The organism is Herbaspirillum aquaticum (genome assembly GCF_002213425.1).
Lineage (GTDB): Bacteria > Pseudomonadota > Gammaproteobacteria > Burkholderiales > Burkholderiaceae_D > Herbaspirillum > Herbaspirillum aquaticum.
Window position 1 is genome coordinate 135,879 of record NZ_NJGV01000004.1, and the last position, 17,687, is coordinate 153,565.

At 62.3% G+C, this 17,687-nt stretch carries 21 protein-coding genes; 7 read left to right on the forward strand and 14 right to left on the reverse strand.

The features are described from left to right. Positions 1-94 precede the first annotated feature (94 nt). From CEJ45_RS05210 to CEJ45_RS05230, 5 genes are all read right to left on the reverse strand, one after another. The gene (locus tag CEJ45_RS05210) at positions 95-580 is read right to left on the reverse strand and encodes a GNAT family N-acetyltransferase (protein ID WP_088754144.1); all 486 of its coding nucleotides are present in this window, start codon (positions 578-580) and stop codon (positions 95-97) included. Positions 581-641: 61 nt separating this feature from the next. After that, positions 642-2,186, reverse strand: a complete 1,545-nt coding sequence (locus tag CEJ45_RS05215) for a DEAD/DEAH box helicase (RefSeq protein ID WP_088754145.1) — start codon at positions 2,184-2,186, stop codon at positions 642-644. Positions 2,187-2,359: 173 nt separating this feature from the next. Further along, positions 2,360-3,115 carry an alpha/beta fold hydrolase gene (locus CEJ45_RS05220; protein WP_088754146.1) on the reverse strand — a complete coding sequence of 252 codons (756 nt, stop codon included), beginning with the start codon at positions 3,113-3,115 and terminating at the stop codon, positions 2,360-2,362. A 30-nt stretch (positions 3,116-3,145) separates the two neighbouring features. Continuing rightward, the gene (locus CEJ45_RS05225) at positions 3,146-3,670 is read right to left on the reverse strand and encodes a VOC family protein (RefSeq protein WP_088754147.1); all 525 of its coding nucleotides are present in this window, start codon (positions 3,668-3,670) and stop codon (positions 3,146-3,148) included. Positions 3,671-3,764: 94 nt separating this feature from the next. Then, complete coding sequence (locus tag CEJ45_RS05230) at positions 3,765-4,562, reverse strand: inositol monophosphatase family protein (RefSeq protein ID WP_006712869.1); 798 nt, start codon at positions 4,560-4,562, stop codon at positions 3,765-3,767. Positions 4,563-4,880: 318 nt separating this feature from the next. On the opposite strand from CEJ45_RS05230, the gene CEJ45_RS05240 reads away from it, so the two are divergent. After that, on the forward strand, positions 4,881-5,708 hold the full coding sequence (locus CEJ45_RS05240; protein WP_088754148.1) for an RNA methyltransferase: 828 nt from the start codon (positions 4,881-4,883) through the stop codon (positions 5,706-5,708). Between the two features lies 1 nt (position 5,709). After that, positions 5,710-6,447 (forward strand): pseudouridine synthase, encoded by a 738-nt coding sequence (locus CEJ45_RS05245; protein ID WP_088754149.1) that lies wholly within the window; start codon positions 5,710-5,712, stop codon positions 6,445-6,447. Here CEJ45_RS05245 and CEJ45_RS05250 read toward each other — a convergent pair. Genes CEJ45_RS05250 through CEJ45_RS05265 form a run of 4 tightly spaced genes read right to left on the reverse strand, consistent with a single transcriptional unit; the run spans position 6,441 to position 8,544 of the window. Further along, positions 6,441-6,749 carry a type II toxin-antitoxin system RelE/ParE family toxin gene (locus CEJ45_RS05250; protein WP_187697633.1) on the reverse strand — a complete coding sequence of 103 codons (309 nt, stop codon included), beginning with the start codon at positions 6,747-6,749 and terminating at the stop codon, positions 6,441-6,443. The two genes, CEJ45_RS05245 and CEJ45_RS05250, sit on opposite strands and share 7 nt — an antisense overlap. A gap of 9 nt (positions 6,750-6,758) precedes the next feature. Continuing rightward, on the reverse strand, positions 6,759-7,055 hold the full coding sequence (locus CEJ45_RS05255; RefSeq protein WP_088754151.1) for a hypothetical protein: 297 nt from the start codon (positions 7,053-7,055) through the stop codon (positions 6,759-6,761). A gap of 14 nt (positions 7,056-7,069) precedes the next feature. Beyond that, positions 7,070-7,999 carry an Hsp33 family molecular chaperone HslO gene (hslO, locus tag CEJ45_RS05260; protein ID WP_088754152.1) on the reverse strand — a complete coding sequence of 310 codons (930 nt, stop codon included), beginning with the start codon at positions 7,997-7,999 and terminating at the stop codon, positions 7,070-7,072. Positions 8,000-8,019: 20 nt separating this feature from the next. Continuing rightward, positions 8,020-8,544 (reverse strand): gamma carbonic anhydrase family protein, encoded by a 525-nt coding sequence (locus CEJ45_RS05265; RefSeq protein WP_088754153.1) that lies wholly within the window; start codon positions 8,542-8,544, stop codon positions 8,020-8,022. 152 nt (positions 8,545-8,696) lie between these two features. Here CEJ45_RS05265 and CEJ45_RS05270 point away from each other — a divergent pair, with 152 nt between their 5' ends. Beyond that, entirely contained in the window at positions 8,697-9,542 is an 846-nt protein-coding gene (locus tag CEJ45_RS05270) for a ferritin-like domain-containing protein (protein WP_088754154.1), read from the forward strand. A 124-nt stretch (positions 9,543-9,666) separates the two neighbouring features. Next, the gene (locus tag CEJ45_RS05275; protein ID WP_088754155.1) at positions 9,667-10,014 is read left to right on the forward strand and encodes a hypothetical protein; all 348 of its coding nucleotides are present in this window, start codon (positions 9,667-9,669) and stop codon (positions 10,012-10,014) included. A 92-nt stretch (positions 10,015-10,106) separates the two neighbouring features. Here CEJ45_RS05275 and CEJ45_RS05280 read toward each other — a convergent pair whose 3' ends face one another. The 5 genes from CEJ45_RS05280 to CEJ45_RS05300 form a co-directional block, all read right to left on the reverse strand. Then, a complete protein-coding gene (locus tag CEJ45_RS05280; protein ID WP_088754306.1) occupies positions 10,107-11,036 on the reverse strand; it encodes a lipase family alpha/beta hydrolase in 930 nt (309 codons plus the stop codon). 95 nt (positions 11,037-11,131) lie between these two features. Next, positions 11,132-11,653, reverse strand: a complete 522-nt coding sequence (locus CEJ45_RS05285) for an RDD family protein (RefSeq protein ID WP_088754156.1) — start codon at positions 11,651-11,653, stop codon at positions 11,132-11,134. A gap of 269 nt (positions 11,654-11,922) precedes the next feature. Continuing rightward, complete coding sequence (locus CEJ45_RS05290; protein ID WP_088754157.1) at positions 11,923-12,798, reverse strand: DUF3106 domain-containing protein; 876 nt, start codon at positions 12,796-12,798, stop codon at positions 11,923-11,925. A gap of 4 nt (positions 12,799-12,802) precedes the next feature. Continuing rightward, a complete protein-coding gene (locus CEJ45_RS05295; RefSeq protein WP_088754158.1) occupies positions 12,803-13,210 on the reverse strand; it encodes a DUF3619 family protein in 408 nt (135 codons plus the stop codon). Then, positions 13,207-13,785, reverse strand: a complete 579-nt coding sequence (locus CEJ45_RS05300; protein WP_039786760.1) for an RNA polymerase sigma factor — start codon at positions 13,783-13,785, stop codon at positions 13,207-13,209. The genes CEJ45_RS05295 and CEJ45_RS05300 overlap by 4 nt, the downstream gene beginning before the upstream one ends. A 545-nt stretch (positions 13,786-14,330) precedes the next feature. On the opposite strand from CEJ45_RS05300, the gene CEJ45_RS05305 reads away from it, so the two are divergent. From CEJ45_RS05305 to ilvC, 3 genes are all read left to right on the forward strand, one after another. Next, positions 14,331-16,049: an acetolactate synthase 3 catalytic subunit gene (locus CEJ45_RS05305; RefSeq protein ID WP_088754159.1), complete on the forward strand. Its 1,719-nt coding sequence runs from the start codon at positions 14,331-14,333 to the stop codon at positions 16,047-16,049. A 1-nt stretch (position 16,050) separates the two neighbouring features. Beyond that, positions 16,051-16,542, forward strand: coding sequence for an acetolactate synthase small subunit (gene ilvN, locus CEJ45_RS05310; protein ID WP_008327594.1), 492 nt, complete (start codon positions 16,051-16,053; stop codon positions 16,540-16,542). Between the two features lie 75 nt (positions 16,543-16,617). After that, positions 16,618-17,634, forward strand: a complete 1,017-nt coding sequence (gene ilvC, locus CEJ45_RS05315) for a ketol-acid reductoisomerase (protein WP_034334512.1) — start codon at positions 16,618-16,620, stop codon at positions 17,632-17,634. The last annotated feature ends 53 nt before the right edge of the window (positions 17,635-17,687 follow it).

Genomic DNA, 17,687 nt, shown 5'->3' on the forward strand with positions numbered 1-17,687 from the left:
CACAGGAGCTGATGGGCAGTGAAGTATCAGCCCCAAAAACGAAAATGCCCGCATCGATGATGCGGGCATTTTTTTGTACTCAGTCAGTCAGCGTTCAAGCCAGCGGCTTGTGCATGAACATCGCCTTGCCGGTTTCCGCCTTGAGTTCGTATCCCTCGAAGCCGCAGGAGCGATACAGCGAACGCGCCACCGCATTGCCTTCCAGGACTTCCAGCGTGAGCTTGCAGCAGCCCAGCTTGCGGGCTTCTTCCTCGACTGCTGCCAGCAGCAGCCGGGCCACGCCCTGGCCGCGATACGCGGGCATCACCGCCAGGTCGTGCAGGTTCAGCAGCGGCTTGCAGGCGAAGGTCGAGAAACCTTCGATGCAGGTCGCCAGGCCTGCCGGGGTATCGCCATCGAAGGCCAGGAAGACATGGGCAGTGGGACGTTTCTTCAGCTCGGCGGCCAGGTTCTCGCGCACGTAGTCGGAGAGCTGCTTGCCGCCGCCCATGGCGTCGCAAGCGTAGGCATTGAGGGTCTCGAACAGCGCTGCCGCGTGGGCGGCGTTGCCGAGGTCGGCCTTGATGACGGTCACACTCATGTCGTTCCTTTTCTTGTGATGGACGATGAACGCTGTTGATCAGCAGGGGCTGGCTGCGGACTTACTTGCTCGCGGCGCGCTGGCCACCATGGGTCAGGGCCGACGGACGCGGGCCACCCTGGCGCTGCTGCTGGCCGGCATTGCGCGGCTGGCCGTTGGCATTGGCAGGCTTGGGGGCGCGGTTGGCATTGTTGCCGCCGTTGCCCGCATTGCCCCCGTTGCCGCCGCCATTGCCACGTCCACCCTGGCCACGGGCGGCGTTGCCGTTACCGTTGCCATTGCCGTTGGCCGCTGCGCGCGGCTTGGCTGCTTGGCCGTGACCGGCGTTGCCGGCCGGCTTGGGCGCTGCCGCATTGCCGTTGCCGGCCGGCTTGCGCGGGGCGCTGCGTTGGCCGCCGCGTCCGCCACCGTTCTGGTGACGGCCCTGGCCGCTGCGCAGCTGGATCGGTTGCGGCTTGGCGGTCGGGTCGGGTTCGAAACCGGCGATCACTTCCACCGGGATCTCGCGCTTGATGAAACGCTCGATGTCGTGCAGCAGGTCGCGCTCATCCACGCAGACCAGCGACACGGCTTCACCGGTGGCGCCGGCGCGGCCGGTACGGCCGATGCGGTGGACGTAATCTTCCGGCACGTTGGGCAGGTCATAGTTGACCACGTGCGGCAACTGGTCGATGTCAATGCCACGGGCGGCGATGTCGGTGGCGATCAGGGCGGTCAGCTTGCCGTCCTTGAATTCGGCCAGGGCCTTGGTACGGGCCGACTGGCTCTTGTTGCCGTGGATCGCCATGGCGGTGATGCCATCGCGGGCCAGCTGTTCGACCAGCTTGTTGGCGCCGTGCTTGGTGCGGGTGAAGACCAGCACCTGCTTCCACTGGTGGGTCTTGATCAGGTGCGCCAGCATCGGGTGCTTCTTGTCGCGGTCGACCGGGTGGATCTTTTGGGCGATCACTTCCACGGTGGAATTGCGGCGCGCCACTTCGATCAGGGCCGGGTTGTTCAGCAGGCTGTCGGCCAGCTTCTTGATCTCGTCGGCGAAGGTGGCCGAGAACAGCAGGTTCTGGCGCTTGGGCGGCAGCGCGGCCAGCACCTTGCGGATGTCGCGGATGAAGCCCATGTCCAGCATGCGGTCGGCTTCGTCCAGCACCAGGATCTGGATGTGCTGCAGGTTCACGGTGCCTTGCTGCATGTGGTCCAGCAGGCGGCCGGGCGTGGCCACCAGGATGTCCACGCCGCGCTTGAGCAAGGTGATCTGCGGATTGATGCCGACGCCGCCGAAGATGCAGGCGGAGGTCAGCGGCAAATACTTGCCGTACTGGCGCACGCTTTCTTCGACCTGGGCGGCCAGTTCACGGGTGGGCGCCAGGATCAGCGCACGGATGGGCAGGTGGCCGTTGATCTTCTGGCGCGGCATGGCGGACAAGCGTTGCAGCAGCGGCAGGGTGAAGCCGGCAGTCTTGCCGGTGCCGGTCTGGGCGCCGGCCAGCAGGTCACCGCCGGAGAGCACTGCGGGAACGGCTTGGGCCTGAATCGGGGTGGGGGAGGTATAGCCTTGTTCGGAAACGGCACGAACGATTTCGTCGGACAAGCCGAGCGCGGAAAATGACATGAGACTCTGAAATTGGGTTTGGCCTGTGGTCCCGTACGGGCGCCAGTCGCAGGCAAACGGGTTGGAACTTGAGGAGGGCGCGGACTTGACTGGCTATACGCCGCGCAGGCCGCAGTATAACAGCGCATCTGGCGGCCTACGTGATTTATTTTGTGCAGTCGGGGATGCTCAGCTCATCCTTTGTGACGCATCAAAAAATCGAGCACCGGCGGTAAAACCAGGGCGCTTTGCATCAGCCCGCCGAAGTGCGTCACGCCAGGCAGGCTGACGAATTCCCCTTGTGGCAAGAGCGCAGCCGTGCGCTGTACGGCCGCATGGCGCGCATCGGCGTCGCCACAGAAAAGCAGGCAGGGCAGGTCCATGCCGGCCAGCAGGTCTTCCTGCGAGGGACGCGGCTGCTGGGCCGCAGCGGCCAGGGCCACCAGGTCATTGGCGCGGATGAGCATCTTCACCTGTGCCGAGATCTGCTCGTCGAGCAGGCCCTCGAAGGTGGCGATGAAGGCCTCGGGATCGCGTCCGTCGATGCCCCGGAAGCCATCCCAGCTGCGATCTTCATACGGATGGGCTGCGCCCAGGATGAGGCTGCGCAGGCGCTGCGGCGCATGGCGCACCAGGCCGTAGCCGACCCAGCCCCCCAGGGAATAGCCGAAGAAATGGGCGCGCTCCACACCCGTTGCATCGAGCACCGCCAGCGCATCGCGGCAGCGCTGCCGTTGCGTATAGGCGGCGGGATCATGCGGCTTGTCGCTCTGGCCGTGGCCCAAGGCATCGAACAGGATGACCTGGTAGTGCTCGCGCAGCACTGCCGTGAAGCCGAAGAAGCGCCAGGCTTCCAGGCTGCTGGTGAAACCGTGGTGCAGTAGCAGGGGAGGGCCGTTGCCCTCGACCTGGTAATGGATCTTGCGGTTGTCGCTGAGGGCAAAGGGCATGGGTTGGCGTGCGGGGTGGGTCAGGTTGGGTCAGTTTGTTTCGTCGGCCAGCTTCTTGCAGCGGCGCGCCAGCATCTCGCGCGAACGCGCGCAGATTTCTTCATTGCTGAGGTCTTCGATATGCGTGGCAATGGACCAGACATGGCCGAAAGGATCACGCAGGGTGCCGGAGCGATCGCCATAAAACTGGGTCTGCACCGGGCGCAGTTGGACTGCTCCTGCGGCCAGCGCCTGGGTAAAGACGGCATCGACGTCGGCCACGTAGACCAGCAGGCTCACGCCCGCGCCGCCCAGGGTCTGGGGACTGAGGAATCCCAGTTCGGGATGTTCGTCGGCCAGCATCACGCGGGCATTGCCGATCTGGATCTCGGCATGCCAGACCTTGCCGTGCGGACCGTCGAGCCGCATGATCTCGGCCGCACCGAAAGCGCGCCGGTAGAAGGCGATGGCGTCGGCGGAGGCCTTCACGATCAGGTAGGGGGTCACGCTGTGGTAGCCGGGTGGCAACGCGCAAGTGGCCTGGTCGTTGCTGGCTTGCTGGGAAGGAATGTTCATGTCGTCTCCTCGGTCTGCGCCGGTAGCCGCACTATAGCAGCAATGCCGGACGCAATGAGGAGACGGGGTCGTGCAGGAGGGGCGATCAGGCCAATCAGGCGAATTCGGACAGCAGGTTCACTTGCTGCGCGAAGATCTTCGGGCTGCCGGCAATGACGTCGCCCTTGTAGAGGTAGTCGGAGTCACCCTTGAAGGTGCCCACGATACCGCCCGCTTCGGTCACCAGCAGGGAGCCGGCGGCGATGTCCCAGGGCTTCAGGCCCTTCTCGAAGAAGCCGTCCAGGCGGCCGGCGGCCACATAGGCCAGGTCCAGGGCAGCTGCGCCCGGGCGGCGCAGGCCGGCGCTGTGCTCGGTCATGACCTTGAACATGGTCACGTATTCGTTCAAGCCATCGAGGTCGCGGAAGGGGAAGCCGGTACCGATCAAGGCATCGGCGATCTTGTCGCGCTTGCCCACGCGGATGCGCTTTTCGTTCAGGTAGGCACCAGCGCCCTTGGAGGCGGTGAAGAGGTCGTTGCGGGTCGGGTCGTAGACCACGGCCTGGGTGATGATGCCACGCTGTTGCAGGGCGATCGAGACGCAATATTGGGGGAAGCCGTGGATGAAGTTGGTGGTGCCGTCCAGGGGATCGATGATCCAGACGTTTTCGTTTTCATCGTGCAGGTTGTCGGATGCACCCGATTCCTCGGCCAGGATGGCGTGGTCGGGGTAGGCGTTCTTGAGCACGTCGATGATCGCATCCTCGGCTGCCTTGTCCACCTCGGTGACGAAGTCGTTGTGCGACTTCTTCGACACTTTCAGCAGCGACACGTCGAAGGACGCGCGGTTGATGATGGTAGCGGCGCGGCGGGCTGCCTTGATCGCCGTATTGAGCATGGGTGGGATGATCATTCCGATGGTTCCGTTAAAATTGCGGCCACCGAAGACGATGGCTGCGTTGCTCATCGTCGCCATGGCCGACCAGCCGGCCTTCCGCGACAAGCATGCGGAACAGCTGGCCAGGCGAAACCCGGCAGTCAAACCAGTGCGACGATGAAATTAATGAGCGTTGCGCCGCCCGCGGCTGTTATGCTTGCGGGTTTGCCAGGCAGTCCAGGGGCAGTGGCGTCGGTCAAGTCGGCTAACGAAGTCGACCTGGGTTGACAGCCTTGCTGCAACATTGGCGTTTTGCCAATATCTGATCCTGGGGCGCGAATCCCGCTATTTTAAATGAACAAGCAAGTGTCAGGACAATCTCTTTTCAGCCGTTTGCGTTTCGTGCTGGTCAATACCAGCAGTCCCGGCAACATCGGCTCGGCCGCACGGGCCATCAAGACCATGGGCTTTTCGGAGCTGGTGCTGGTCAATCCGCGCTTTCCGGACGCGGTGAAGGAAGATGAAGCCATTGCCTTCGCCAGCGGTGCCCTCGATGTGTTGCAAAATGCACGCATCGTCGGCAGTGTCGAAGAAGCGTTGCAAGGATGCAACTTCGCTGCCGCCGTCAGCGCCCGTTTGCGCGAATTCTCGCCGCCAGTGGTGTCGCCGCGCGAACTGGCGGGGCAGCTTTCCCGTGACACCGGCCTGAATGCGGCACTCTTGTTCGGCAATGAACGCTTTGGCCTGCCCAATGAGGTGGTGCAGAAGTGCAATGCCTTGCTCAATATTCCCGCCAACCCGGACTATTCCTCGCTGAACCTGTCGCAGGCGGTGCAGGTGCTGGCTTATGAATGCCGCATGACCGAGCTGGAAGTGCAGGGTGGTCCCATGCAGACCAGCGGCGATGCGCGCGCGCCGGGCGAGGTGGGCTTCCATGGGCAGAGCGCCAGCGTGGCCGACATCGAGGGCATGTTCGCGCACTTGGAACAGGCGCTGGTGGCCATCGATTTCCTCAATCCCGACAACCCCAAGAAGCTGATGCCGCGCTTGAAACGCATGTTCTCGCGCGCCCAGCTGGAGACCGAAGAGGTCAACATCCTGCGCGGCATCGCCCGCCAGATCCTGGAGCCGAAGCAGGCCAAGGCCGGCCGGCGAGAACAAAACGAACAAGGAGAGGGCTGACATGGCCAAGCTGACCCTGGACCGCATCCTGCAATCGCAGGGTTTCGGTTCGCGCAAATATTGCCGTGAGTTGATCGAGGACGGTGAAGTGTCGATTCATGGCGAGGTGGTGGACGATTACCGCGCCACACCCGATACCAATGGCCTGGTGCTGACCATCTTCGAGGAAGAGTGGGAATACCGCGAACACGTCTACATCGCCATCAACAAGCCGCAGAACATCGAATGCTCGCGCAAGCCCAGCCACCATCCGGGCGTGTTGACGCTGCTGCCGGAACAGTTCACCTGGCGCGACGTGCAGCCCGTGGGCCGGCTGGATCACGATACGACCGGCTTGCTGCTGATGTCGGACGATGGCGCTTTCATTCACGCGCAGTCCTCGCCCAAGCGCCACGTGCCAAAAGTGTATGCGGCCACGACGGCCGAGCCGGTAACGGAGGCACTGATTGCGCAACTGAAAGCGGGCGTGCAGCTGCATGACGAACCGGCGCCGCTGGCCGCGACCCGCTGCCGCCAGCTGGGCGAGAACCTGCTGGAAATCGTGCTGGAGCAGGGCAAGTATCACCAGGTCAAGCGCATGCTGGCGGCCGCCGGCAATCATTGCAGTGCCTTGCGGCGTACCGCCATCGGTGGCTTGCAGCTGGAGTCGCTGGAACTGGAAGAAGGGGAGTGGACTTATCTGGATGCGGAGCAGATGGCCTTGCTGGTGCCGGATGCTGAGCAAGTCGGGGCTCAGTAGCTCAGGGAATCCGCTGACAGGGCGCGGCGTTCGTGCAGCACGCGCAGCAGACTGAAGGTTTCATCGCGCGCACGATAGAAGAGAAGGTAAGGGAAATGATCCAGCTGCCACATCCGCAGCGAGCGATCCGGCAGAAGATGGGCGTAGCGCTGTGATCCCATGCCTGGTTGCCTTGTCAGGCTGCGTAAGGTGCTGGTAAGTTCTTCCGTGAAGCGTTCGCCCAGGCGGCGCGAAAGTTCAGTGTAATAGTCGGTGATGTCGAGGATGTCGCGTTGTGCGACCGGAGATAAACGGATGCGCATGCGCACCGCTCATGCTGTCTTGTTACGGATGCGCTCGCGCAGTTGACTGGCGAGCTCGTCAATGGTGATGTCGATCGCGGGGCCGGATCGCAGGCCCTCGTCGATCAGCGCCAGAAGCTTTTGCTCTTCCTCTGTCCGCGGGCCGATGGCGGACGGGCCGGCGTCGCGGGCCACAGGGTATTTGTCGGCGAGGAGGTGGGTGGCGGAAGTCATTCGGTGATTATAGACCTGGCCATTTGAAATACCGCTGCCGGTTTTTGCCGGAACCTTGTTTTCTCCGATTATCCCGAAATTCTTCTGCTCCACCCACTCGCGCCCGCTCAATGCCGCGCGTCACTCGCCTCGCTCGCCCCACCCACATCAGCCACGAACAGTTGTGCGCAATCGACCGCATCGAACTCGTAATGCTGGCCGCAGAAATCGCAGTCGATGGCCAGTTTTTCCATCTGTGACAGCGCTTCAGCAACTTCTTCCTGGCCCAGCATCTTGAGCATGTTGCCGACCTTCTCGCGCGAGCAGGAGCAGTGGAATTGCGGATGCACCGGATCGAAGACGCGGATGGTCTGTTCCCAGAACAGGCGATGCATCAGCGTGGCGATGTCGGTGGAGAGCAGTTCTTCGCGCTTCAAGGTATCGCCCAGCATGACCATGTGATTCCAGTCTTCCAGCTCACCTTCCGGCTTGGCCGTCGGGGCAGCATTGCCGCCGATGGAAGGCAGCTTCTGCAGCAGCAGGCCGCGCGAGACCTTCTCATCGGCGGCCAGCCACAGCTTGGTATCGAGCTGTTCTGAACGCAGCATGTAATTCTCGATGACGGTGGCCACGCTCTCGCCGTCCAGCGGGACCACGCCCTGGTAGGCCTGCTGGCCGGGCAGCTTGTCCTTGGGGTCGAGGGTGATGACGAAGCGGCCTTGGCCATTGGCATTGACCAGGTCGGTCAGCGTCGCGTCGTCAGCGATCTCGGCATCATCGGCCAGCTTGGCGGTGGCGCGCAGCTGCAGCTCGGAGTCGCATTCGACCACCAGCAGCTTGACCGGGCCGTCGCCATGGATCTGCATGACGATCATCCCGTTGAATTTCAGGTTGGCCGACAGCAGGGCGGAAGCCGCCAGCATCTCGCCCAGCAGGGTGCGCACTGCGACCGGATAGTCGCGGCGGGCTTGCACCTGACGCCAGGTGTCGGAGATCTCGACCAGCTCGCCGCGAACGGGCGCGTTGTCGACCAGGAATTTTTGCAGCGTGTCTTTCATCGTTTCCTTTGCTTGACCGCTCAGGCAATGCGCTTGAGCTGGGTCTTGAACTGTTGCGCGCGCTGCACGTAGCTGTCGGTGCCAGCCCGCATGCGCGCGATATCTTCTTCACTCAACTGGCGAACTGCCTTGGCAGGCGCGCCGATGATCAGGGAGTTGTCGGGAAACTCCTTGCCCTCGGTCACCAGGGCACCGGCCCCGATCAGGCAGTTCTTGCCGATCCTGGCGCCATTGAGCACCACCGCCTGGATGCCGATCAAGGCACCCTCGCCGATGGTGCAGCCATGCAGCATGGCCTGGTGGCCCACGGTGACGTTCTTGCCGATCACCATCGGGTAGCCGTGATCGGTATGCAATACCGCACCTTCCTGCACGTTGCTGTTCTCACCAATGGTGATGAGTTCATTGTCGCCACGAATGGCGACGTTGAACCAGACGCTGGAATGGGCTTCCATCTTGACCTTGCCCACCACCGTGGACGACTCGGCCACGAAGGCGGTCTCGTGGATCTCGGGAATGTCCTGCGCCAATTGGTAGATCGCCATAATAAAATTGTCTCCTCGTTACCTGCTGGTCGGTGGGCGATGCCGAAGCCCTTTGCCTTGTCCTTGCCTTGCATTGGTGGACGTTTGTCTTCATATGGAGACAAAGGCGGCATCCTCAACCGCGTATTTTACCTTCCCTGAAAGTCAGTTCCTTGGATCACGTCTCGTCCCCAGATGAAGTCTTTTCATTCACCCGCCTGCGTAGCGCCGCGCTGTCTTGCCTGAAGGAAACCCGGCCCGCCGTCAAGTGCAGTTCCGTACGCGCCCTGCGCGCCGCCTGGCAGGCTGGCCAGTTATCGCTGGAAACGGAGGACCTGGCGGCCACCGAATCCGGCGCCGGGATCCCCGGCCGGCCGGCGCGGCCCGAGCTGGTCTCGCCGCTGCAGGTGAAGCATCGTTCCATGGGCACGCCCGAGGGCAGGGCGGCGCTGATCCATGCCCTGGCCCATATCGAGTTCAATGCCATCAACCTGGCGCTCGATGCGGTCTGGCGCTTTGCCGGCATGCCCCGGGATTTCTATGAAGACTGGCTGCTGGTGGCCGATGAAGAAGCCTATCACTTCAGCTTGCTGGCCGATCACCTGAAGACCTTGGGTCACGACTACGGCGACTTCACCGCTCACAATGCCCTGTGGGACATGGCCGAATCCACCAAGGACGACGTCCTGGCGCGCATCGCCCTGGTGCCGCGCACGCTGGAAGCCCGCGGGCTGGATGCTGCCCCGCCGGTGCGTGCCAAGCTGGCGCAGGCCGGTGACCTGGCGGCCGCCGAGATCCTGGACATCATCATGCGCGACGAAGTCGGCCATGTGCTGATTGGCAACCGCTGGTTCAACTGGCTGTGCGAGCAGCGCCAGCTCGATCCCGTGACGACCTTCGCCGCACTGTGCCAGCGCCACCGCGCACCGCCCCTGCGCGGCCCCTTCAATCTGGAAGCGCGGCGCGCCGCCGGCTTTTCGGAAGAGGAAATGCTGATGTTCAGCGATGTTTCGCGATGATCGACGGATTTGCAAGAAATGTAAGCAAATTTGGCAGCCACAGGACGAGGCCGGCTGCTGTGCTATCTTCCCCTCAAATCCCGACACATCGGGATCGTCAAACATGAACGGAAATGATGAAAACATGAACAAGATGTCCAAACTGCTGGCCGGTGTTGCCGTCAGCCTTGCCGCCATTACCCTGCTGGCCGCCTGCCAGAAGAAGGAAGAGCCGGGTCCGGCCGAGGCCCTGGGCAAGAAGATCGACGGTGCCGTGCAGGAAGCCGGCAAGAAGCTCGATGAAGTGACCGGCCAGACCAAGGATCAGGCAGCCGAATCCGGCTCCAAGCTCGATGGCGCCATGGACAAGGCCAAGGCCGATGCCAAGGAAGCTTACGAGAAGACCAAGGAAGGCGCCAAGGACCTGGCCCAGAAGACCGGTGAAAAGATGCAGCAGGCCGGTGAGCAGCTGCAGGACGCTTCCAAGAAGTAATCCGTTCCAGGTCGCAGCCACTGGCTGCGCCTGCGCCGTCGCACACAAGATGCCGTCCCGCGCCCGCCGGACGGCATCTTGCTTTGTGGGCTTCAGTCGCGGGCGTTGTGGATCAGGTCGATCACTATCTTGTGGATGGAGGGTTCCAGCGCCAGCGCCACGTGGCCGATCCCGATGACCGGGATGTTCCAGGCGCCCTCCAGGTGGGCCGAGCTTTGCGGCGAGACGATGTTGTCGTGCTGGGAATAGATCGACACGATGTGGCCCAGGGCATCGGCCTCCTCGGTGGCTGCCAGCTTTTGCAGCCATTCGCTGCTGCGGCCTTCTTCGTAGCGGCCCAGCCAGTTCATTTCCCCGCAGTTGATGCCGATGCCGAAGTTGGCGATGGCCGTGCCGTGGTGTGGCGAGCCCAGGGTAATGACGCGCGCCACGCTGTCGCAGCCATGGTCGCGCAGGTAGGCGCGGGCCGCCAGTCCGCCCATGCTGTGGGCGACGATGACGATCTTCTTCTGGCCGGTTTCGGCCTGTACCCGCTGCACGGCCGCATGGACCAGCGGCGCGTATTCATCGATGCTGCCGAAGACCGGCTCCATGTCCAGCGCGTAGTGGGTGATGTGGGCTTGGCGCAGTTCCAGGCTCATCCAGCGCCAGTATCCGCTGTTGCAGCCATAGCCGTGGATGAGCAGGACCGGCAGGGAGGTCGTATCGGGATAGCTGAACTGGTCGAAGCGCAGGAAGGGCATGGCCCAGGAGGAGCACAGCATGGTGGCGCGGAATTCGCGCAGGAAAAGGGTGGCCACCTGCAGCCAGGTGATCTCGACCGGATTGGAGGTGCGGCCGCGATACGGCCAGGTCAGGAAGAAGCTGTTGGCAGTGATCTGGGCGCGCAGCAGCAGCACGATGAGTACGCCCCCGGCGGCGGCGGCCACGATGGGCCAATCGAAATGCCGTAGCAGGAAATAGAACAGGACCGCGATGCCGAACTGGATGAGGAGCAGGGTTCTGGAGATGCGTGAAATCATGCGGGCGTCAGTCGGGGCGATCAGGTACAGGGGCATGCGGGTGCATGCGTTCGCCCGAGAGCATAACAGAGCGCGGGGAAGCGCTCATGTCGGCTTCATGACTTGGATTGGGCGCTTGCTGCGGCTTTGGTCACCGGCACGGCATCGACCAGGCGGGTACCGGCCAGGCGGTCGTGCAGGAATTGGCCGCCCGGATCCAGGCGCGATGTCATGGCCCAGAGCAGCAGGTTGGCTGCGGGGATCAGTACCAGCAGCCAGGCTTGGCCACGCGCCAGCGATGCCAGCGCCAGTCCCGGCAGGATCCACAGCCAGGCTAGCACGAAACGCAAGGCGGCGCGCCACAGGCGCACGGGCTGGCCGTCGCGGTCGACCACGCGGAAACGCCAGGTCTTCATGGCCAGCGTCTGGCCACCGTGCGTCCAGAACCAGATGAAGTACACCGCCAGCACCAGGAACAGCCAGCCTTCCAGCGCATGGCGCAGGTAGAGCGCGTGGCGCTGCTGCAGCAAGGTCGAAAACAGCCAGCCGGACATGAACAGCACGCCGAACAGCAGCATCGATTCATACAGCATGCTGCTCATGCGGCGGCGCAGGGAGGGCGTGGTGAGTTCCGGCATGTTCCTGTTCGTTCCGTTCTGGCTAGGGTGGCGTGAAGAATCCGTGCGTGCAGCGTGCGCTGCGGCCGCCAGATGGTAATGCAATCAGGCGCGCTTGCCTATGTAAGGGCTTGAGCCAGAGCAAGAAGGCGCCGCACGAAGCAGGGGAGGTCCGGGCTCGGCGGCATTCGGCCGCGCTTGGCGAGGGCCCAAATGCGAACCGCCCCAAAGGGGCGGTTTCAAATCATCGCCGGTGGCGGGTGATGGAATCAGGAAGTGGATGGACTGGCTTACTTGCCGTCGCTCGTCGTACCGGCCACAGGCGCGACCGCAGCACTGACTGCCACGGTCGCAGGCGTCGAGGCGGTAGGAGCGATCGCCGGCACCGGAGTGGCCTGCGAGCCCGGTGCCTGGGCAGGCGCAGGAGCGGCGGCCGGAGCGGGCAGCTGGGCAGGGGTGACCGGCAGGGAGCGATCCAGGGCCTCGGCGGGCAGCTGGATGGTCGGTGCGGCGGCTGAGGGCGAGGTCGGCAGCTTGGCTACCCGCTTGGGCAGCTTGGATTCGGCCAGCTTCTTTTTCTGCTCTTCAGACAGTTGCTGGTACTTGGCCCATTGCTCGTGCTTTTCTTCCGCATCCAGCTTCTTGGCACGGGCGTAATTGGTGCGGGCAGCGCTGCGTTCAGCCGGGGTCAGCTTGACCCAGTCACGCATGCGTTCATGCAGGCGCTGCTGTTCTTCCGGCTTCATCTTGGCGTAGCGCTTGCCGATCTCCAGCCATTTTTCCTTCTGCAACTCGCTCATGCGCGGCCATTCGCCGGTCAGCGGTTCCAGTGCCTGATGCTGGGTCGGCGAGAGATTGGCCCAGGCCAGCTTGTTCTCGGGCTTGCGTGCGGCGCCCTTGCCGGCGGATTTGTTGGCGTGGGCGGCGGCCGGTGCGGCAGGCGCTGTCGCGGTACCGGACGCACCGGTCACCGGTGCCGTTGCAGCAGGGCTGGCAGCAGGTGCGGGCGCGGCCGCGGGTGTGGCCGACGGTGCTGGTGCGGTGGCGGGCGCGTTCTGCGCCACGGTCCAGGCGCAGCTCAAACCACCGGCCAGCACCGCCAGCGCCAGCGCAATGCGCGAGAAGCGGGCGGTAGCCTTCACAGGAGTGCCGGTGGTCTTTTGCATCGTCTTATTGTCCCTTTTCTGCCAGGAAGGCGTTGAAACCATGATCCAGGTAAGCCGACAGCGGCAGCTCGTCGGACAGTACGGCCGCGTCGATGTCGGCCAGGTAGCTCACGCGCTTGGCGTTTTCATGCTGGTAGATGCCGGCGAAGAGGATGATGCCCACCAGCAGCGGGGCGGCCACGCCCAGGCGGCTCCACCACGACGGTTTTTCGGGCGACATCATGGCGCCACCGAAGGCGCCGGCCAGCACCGGCTGCTCCACGCGTTTGTGGATCGGTGCCTGCTTCTTGCGGGCCAGGGCCACGCGGCGGGCGGCCGACAGGCTTTGCAACGTGTCGTCGGACAGGTTGTCAAGATTGGCGTCAAGCGCCAGCTTCACCTTGTAGGCGAATTGCATTTCCTTGTTGTTCATAATGAGATTCCTTTGGCTCTGAGAGCTTGAGCCAGCGCGTGTGTTGCGCGGGAGCAATGGGTTTTGACGCTACCTTCGGAGCAACCCATGGCGGCGGCTGTTTCCGCCACGTCCATGTCCTGCCAGTAACGCATCAGGAATGCTTCCCGTTGACGCGTTGGCAGTTTTTGTATTTCGGCATCGATCAGGTTCAGCGTCTGCTCGCGCTCGACCTTGTCCGCGCTGGATTCGGCGGCCTGGGAGCCGTCTTCCGATTCCAGGCTCTCGAGCAGGTCGAAATCATCGCCGCCCTCGCCGTCGCCGCCATTGCCCCCGAAGCTGGAGAACAGGCTCACCCAGGTATTGCGTACCTTTTCGCGGCGGAAGAAATCATGAATGGTGTTCTGCAGGATGCGCTGGAACAGCATCGGCAGCTCATCGACCGGCTTGTCGCCATATTTCTCGGCCAGCTTGATCATTGCATCCTGAACGATGTCCAACGCGGCTTCATCCTTGCGCACGGCATACACCGCCTGTTTGAAGGCGCGGCGTTCGACACTTTCAAGAAAATCGGAGAGTTCTTTGTCAGTTGCCATGCAATACGGTGTGCCGGATGGGTCACCGATCAATTCAGGAAAAATCCTGCATATTGACCAGCCAGGATGCGAAAAATGCAAGAAATCGTCAAAAAGCAGACCGAATGCTAGCAAATGTGGCCCCTTTTGTCCTGAAGTTTATCCTCGACCCGGCGCGGGAACGCGAGTATTGACAACGATTTCACCGGAATTCGCTTGACCAAAATGATGCAAGCCATTACTGTCCTGTTTCCCGCCTCCCACATCTGGGGCGTTTTTATTCCTTGCCGGTGCTTCACATAAGGTTGTGCCGGTTCGAGGAAACGCTTTATAGGTTTAAAGCTTGTTTGTTCTAACCCGTGCCACAAGCGCGAGGAATCTGTAAAAGTCGATCTTGATCCAAGGCTGAACGAGTCGCGTTGAGCGACGTTTCAAACTCCACTACGGTTGGAGCGCAGAAACGGCGTGACCGCACAATGAAGGGATGCCGCCAGCAAGACGATGAATGCGATTCCGTCAGGAGAGAACATCCGATCAATTTCCAATGGACCTTGAAAGGAAGCAGCATGAGTGCTGAGCAACTCACCGGCGCGGATATACTCGTCCGTTGCCTGGCTGAAGAGGGTGTTGAACACGTCTTCGGCTATCCTGGTGGCGCCGTCCTCTATATCTACGACGCAATCTTCAAGCAAGACAAATTCCAGCACATCCTGGTTCGTCACGAACAGGCCGCCGTGCATGCCGCTGATGCGTATTCGCGCAGCTCGCAAAAAGTCGGCGTGGCCATCGTGACCTCCGGCCCCGGCGTGACCAATGCGGTCACTGGCCTGGCCACGGCCTACATGGATTCGATTCCCATGGTGGTGATCTCCGGCCAGGTGCCGTCGACCGCCATCGGCCAGGACGCGTTCCAGGAGTGCGATACCGTCGGCATCACCCGCCCCTGCGTGAAGCACAACTTCCTCGTGAAGGATGTGAAGGACCTGGCGGAGACCGTCAAGAAAGCCTTCTATATCGCCACCACCGGCCGTCCCGGCCCGGTCCTGGTCGATATCCCGAAGGACATCACCATGCATACCTGCGCCTACGAGTACCCGAAGGCGGTGGAAATGCGTTCCTACAAGCCGGTCGACAAGGGCCACTCGGGCCAGATCCGCAAGGCGCTGCAGCTGCTGCTGTCGGCCGAGCGCCCGATGATCTATACCGGCGGCGGCATCATCCTGGCCAATGCCTCGCCTGAGCTGAACAAGCTGGTTGATCGCCTGGGTTATCCCTGTACCAACACCCTGATGGGCCTGGGTGCCTATCGTTCGTCCAGCGACAAGTTCGTGGGCATGCCCGGCATGCACGGCACCTACGAAGCCAACATGGCCATGCAGCACTGCGACGTGTTGATCGCCATCGGCGCGCGCTTCGATGACCGCGTGATCGGCAACCCGAAGCACTTCGCCTCGAATGCCCGCAAGATCATTCATATCGATATCGACCCGTCGTCGATTTCCAAGCGCGTCAAGGTCGACATCCCCATCGTGGGCAACGTCAAGGACGTGCTGCAGGAACTGCTCTCGCAGCTGGATTCGGCCGAGACCCGCCAGAACGGCGCGGCGCTGGATGCCTGGTGGAAGCAGATCAACGAATGGCGCAAGCGTGACTGCCTGAAGTTCGCCACTTCCGACGAATTCATCAAGCCGCAATCGGTGGTGCAGAAGGTGTGGGAAGTGACCAAGGGCGATGCCTTCATCACCTCCGACGTCGGCCAGCACCAGATGTGGGCCGCGCAATACTACGGTTTCGACAAGCCGCGCCGCTGGATCAATTCCGGTGGCCTGGGCACCATGGGCGTGGGTCTGCCGTACGCCATGGGCGTGCAGATGGCCAACCCCGATGCGACGGTGGCCTGCATCACCGGCGAAGCCTCGATCCAGATGTGCATCCAGGAACTGGCGACTTGCAAGCAGTATCACCTGACGCCCAAGATCATTCTCCTGAACAACCGCTTCCTGGGCATGGTGCGCCAGTGGCAGCAGATCGACTATGGTTCGCGCTATTCCGAGTCCTACATGGATTCGCTGCCGGACTTCAACAAGCTGGCGGAGTCCTACGGCCACGTCGGCATGAAAATCGAGAAACCGGGCGATGTCGACGGCGCGCTGCGCGAAGCCTTCGCCATGAAGGACAGGCTGGTCTTCATGAACTTCATCACGGATCAAACCGAAAACGTCTGGCCGATGGTCAAGGCGGGCAAGGGTTTGACTGAAATGTTGCTGGGTTCGGAGGATCTCTAACATGCGCCATATCATTTCTGTGCTGCTGGAAAACGAAGCCGGCGCATTGTCCCGTGTCGTGGGCCTGTTCTCCGCACGCGGCTACAACATCGAAACGCTCACCGTTGCACCCACCGAAGATTCGACCCTGTCGCGCATGACCATCGTGACCTCGGGTTCGGATGATGTGATCGAACAGATCACCAAACACCTGAACCGCCTGATCGAGGTGGTGAAGGTCGTCGATCTGACCGAAGGCGCGCACATCGAGCGCGAACTGATGCTGATCAAGGTGCGCGCAGTGGGCAAGGAACGGGAAGAGATGAAGCGCACTGCGGATATCTTCCGCGGCCGCATCATCGACGTCACCGAGAAGACCTACACGATCGAGCTGACCGGCGCCAAGAGCAAGCTGGACGCCTTCATCGACGCCCTGGATCGCACCGCGATCCTGGAAACGGTCCGTACCGGCGGCTCCGGCATCGGCCGCGGCGAACGGATCCTGAAGATCTGATCGACCGCGCCAGCAGTACGCATCACACACCTACATACATTCAAATTCGAGTTACTCGGAACATAGGAAAAAATCATGAAAGTTTTCTACGACAAAGACGCAGACCTGTCCCTGATCAAGAACAAGAACGTGACCATCATCGGTTACGGTTCGCAAGGCCACGCCCACGCCCTGAACCTGAAGGATTCCGGCGTCAAGGTGACCGTCGGCCTGCGCAAGGGTGGCGCATCGTGGAACAAGGCTGAACAGGCTGGCCTGAAGGTCGCCGAAGTCAACGACGCGGTCAAGGACGCCGACGTCATCATGATCCTGCTGCCGGACGAAAACATCGGCCAGGTCTATGCAGAAAACGTCGCTCCCTTCGCCAAGCAAGGCGCGACCGTGGCCTTCGCGCACGGCTTCAACATCCACTATGGCCAAGTCGTGCCGCGCGCTGACCTGGACATCATCATGATCGCCCCCAAGGCCCCCGGCCACACCGTGCGTTCGACCTACAGCCAGGGTGGCGGCGTGCCGCACCTGATCGCCGTGCACCAGGACAAGTCCGGCTCGGCCCGTGACCTGGCCCTGTCGTACGCTACCGCCAACGGCGGCGGCCGTGCCGGCATCATCGAAACCAACTTCCGCGAAGAAACCGAAACCGACCTGTTCGGCGAACAAGCCGTGCTGTGCGGCGGTACCGTGGAACTGATCAAGGCCGGTTTCGAAACCCTGGTCGAAGCTGGCTACGCGCCGGAAATGGCCTACTTCGAGTGCCTGCACGAACTCAAGCTGATCGTCGACCTGATCTATGAAGGCGGTATCGCCAACATGAACTACTCGATCTCCAACAACGCCGAATACGGCGAGTACGTGACCGGCCCGCGCGTGATCAACGCCGAGAGCAAGGCTGCCATGAAGAAGGTCCTGGAAGACATCCAGACCGGCGAATACGCCAAGAGCTTCATCCTGGAAAACAAGGCCGGTGCACCGACCCTGATGTCGCGTCGTCGCATCAACGCCGAACACCAGATCGAAATCGTGGGCGAGAAGCTGCGCGCCATGATGCCCTGGATCAAGGCCAACAAGCTGGTCGACCAGACCAAGAACTGATCTGCCGCCTCAAGCAGCAGTCAAGGAAAACGCCACGGTTCGCCGTGGCGTTT

Excerpts from the sequence above, each read along its gene's own strand:
- CEJ45_RS05210 (WP_088754144.1), bottom strand. The coding sequence starts at position 580 with ATGAGTGTGACCGTCATCAAGGCCGACCTCGGCAACGCCGCCCACGCG.
- CEJ45_RS05215 (WP_088754145.1), bottom strand. The coding sequence starts at position 2,186 with ATGTCATTTTCCGCGCTCGGCTTGTCCGACGAAATCGTTCGTGCCGTT.
- CEJ45_RS05220 (WP_088754146.1), bottom strand. The coding sequence starts at position 3,115 with ATGCCCTTTGCCCTCAGCGACAACCGCAAGATCCATTACCAGGTCGAG.
- CEJ45_RS05225 (WP_088754147.1), bottom strand. The coding sequence starts at position 3,670 with ATGAACATTCCTTCCCAGCAAGCCAGCAACGACCAGGCCACTTGCGCG.
- CEJ45_RS05230 (WP_006712869.1), bottom strand. The coding sequence starts at position 4,562 with ATGATCATCCCACCCATGCTCAATACGGCGATCAAGGCAGCCCGCCGC.
- CEJ45_RS05240 (WP_088754148.1), top strand. The coding sequence starts at position 4,881 with ATGAACAAGCAAGTGTCAGGACAATCTCTTTTCAGCCGTTTGCGTTTC.
- CEJ45_RS05245 (WP_088754149.1), top strand. The coding sequence starts at position 5,710 with ATGGCCAAGCTGACCCTGGACCGCATCCTGCAATCGCAGGGTTTCGGT.
- CEJ45_RS05250 (WP_187697633.1), bottom strand. The coding sequence starts at position 6,749 with ATGCGCATCCGTTTATCTCCGGTCGCACAACGCGACATCCTCGACATC.
- hslO (WP_088754152.1), bottom strand. The coding sequence starts at position 7,999 with ATGAAAGACACGCTGCAAAAATTCCTGGTCGACAACGCGCCCGTTCGC.
- CEJ45_RS05265 (WP_088754153.1), bottom strand. The coding sequence starts at position 8,544 with ATGGCGATCTACCAATTGGCGCAGGACATTCCCGAGATCCACGAGACC.
- CEJ45_RS05275 (WP_088754155.1), top strand. The coding sequence starts at position 9,667 with ATGAACAAGATGTCCAAACTGCTGGCCGGTGTTGCCGTCAGCCTTGCC.
- CEJ45_RS05280 (WP_088754306.1), bottom strand. The coding sequence starts at position 11,036 with ATGATTTCACGCATCTCCAGAACCCTGCTCCTCATCCAGTTCGGCATC.
- CEJ45_RS05285 (WP_088754156.1), bottom strand. The coding sequence starts at position 11,653 with ATGCCGGAACTCACCACGCCCTCCCTGCGCCGCCGCATGAGCAGCATG.
- CEJ45_RS05290 (WP_088754157.1), bottom strand. The coding sequence starts at position 12,798 with ATGCAAAAGACCACCGGCACTCCTGTGAAGGCTACCGCCCGCTTCTCG.
- CEJ45_RS05295 (WP_088754158.1), bottom strand. The coding sequence starts at position 13,210 with ATGAACAACAAGGAAATGCAATTCGCCTACAAGGTGAAGCTGGCGCTT.
- CEJ45_RS05300 (WP_039786760.1), bottom strand. The coding sequence starts at position 13,785 with ATGGCAACTGACAAAGAACTCTCCGATTTTCTTGAAAGTGTCGAACGC.
- CEJ45_RS05305 (WP_088754159.1), top strand. The coding sequence starts at position 14,331 with ATGAGTGCTGAGCAACTCACCGGCGCGGATATACTCGTCCGTTGCCTG.
- ilvN (WP_008327594.1), top strand. The coding sequence starts at position 16,051 with ATGCGCCATATCATTTCTGTGCTGCTGGAAAACGAAGCCGGCGCATTG.
- ilvC (WP_034334512.1), top strand. The coding sequence starts at position 16,618 with ATGAAAGTTTTCTACGACAAAGACGCAGACCTGTCCCTGATCAAGAAC.